A 917-nucleotide genomic window follows, 5' to 3' on the forward strand; every position below is an offset into this window, starting at 1 on the left:
CAGCTCGCAACATGATCTGGCGAAAACCAGGAGAACGGCGTTGCACTTCATCTTTTTGTCGGCTCGTGGGGCTGGTCCTGTGCAGCAATGCGTCGATGGTTTACTTCGCTTTGGATTCTCCGTGTGGCAGTCGTCACGACGCTGGCCTGTTCGCTGCTGCTTCAGGCCGGCTACTTCGGCCGCGTGCTCTTTCTGAGCTGGTCATGCGGCTTGGCGCAAAGCAAGCTTCTTGTGCTCGCGCAGGTCATCCATGTTGATGTAGCGGTTGGCCTCCATCCAGTTTTCGTTGGTTTCGACGGCCAGCGCCCTGACCAGGCGCAGGCAGCTTTCGGCGTTCGGGAAGATGCGCACGACATAGGTGCGCCGGCGGATTTCCTCGTTGAGGCGTTCCAGCATGTTGGTGGACTTCAGGTGCTTGTGGTGCTGGCGCGGCAGGCAAAAGAAGGTCAGCGTGCATTCGATGGTCTCCTCTCCCCAGCTCGTCAGTCGCGGATAGCGGCCCGACCATTTGGCAAGCCATGCGGCGAGATCGGCCTTGGCCTCGGCGAGATCGCGCGGTCGTAGAGCCAGCGCAACTCCTGCAGGCAATCATCGCCACGATTTCTCGGCAGGTGATCGAGCGCGTTCCTGAGGCACGTAGCAGCGCTGCCAGGCGGGCTTCGGGGATCACCCCGCCGATCGCCGCCACCAGGCTGGCATGATCGTCGGACACGACCAGTTCGACGCCCCTGAGCCCGCGCGCCTTCAGCGCGACGAGGAAATCCCTCCAGGCCGAGCGGCTTTCGCGATTAGCCATCTCGACGGCCAAGATCTGGCGCCGGCCGTCCCAATCGATGCCGACAGCGATCAGCACCGCCTGGCTCATGACGACGCCGCCCGACGCGATCGCGCCAGATGCCCGATACGCTCGTCACAAC

At 62.9% G+C, this 917-nt stretch carries 2 pseudogenes; one reads left to right on the plus strand and one right to left on the minus strand.

The annotated features are described in order from the left end of the window. Positions 1 to 87: 87 nt before the first annotated feature. Positions 88 to 189 (plus strand): annotated as a pseudogene (locus JT360_RS33925) (exopolysaccharide production repressor protein); the annotation flags it as partial. A gap of 12 nt (positions 190 to 201) precedes the next feature. On the opposite strand, the pseudogene JT360_RS33225 reads toward JT360_RS33925, so the two are convergent. After that, positions 202 to 886 (minus strand): annotated as a pseudogene (locus JT360_RS33225) (IS256 family transposase); the annotation flags it as partial. Between the last annotated feature and the right edge of the window lie 31 nt (positions 887 to 917).

Origin of the sequence: Mesorhizobium sp. dw_380, from assembly GCF_018588885.1 — a bacterium.
In the GTDB taxonomy this organism is placed as follows: Bacteria; Pseudomonadota; Alphaproteobacteria; order Rhizobiales; family Rhizobiaceae; genus Mesorhizobium.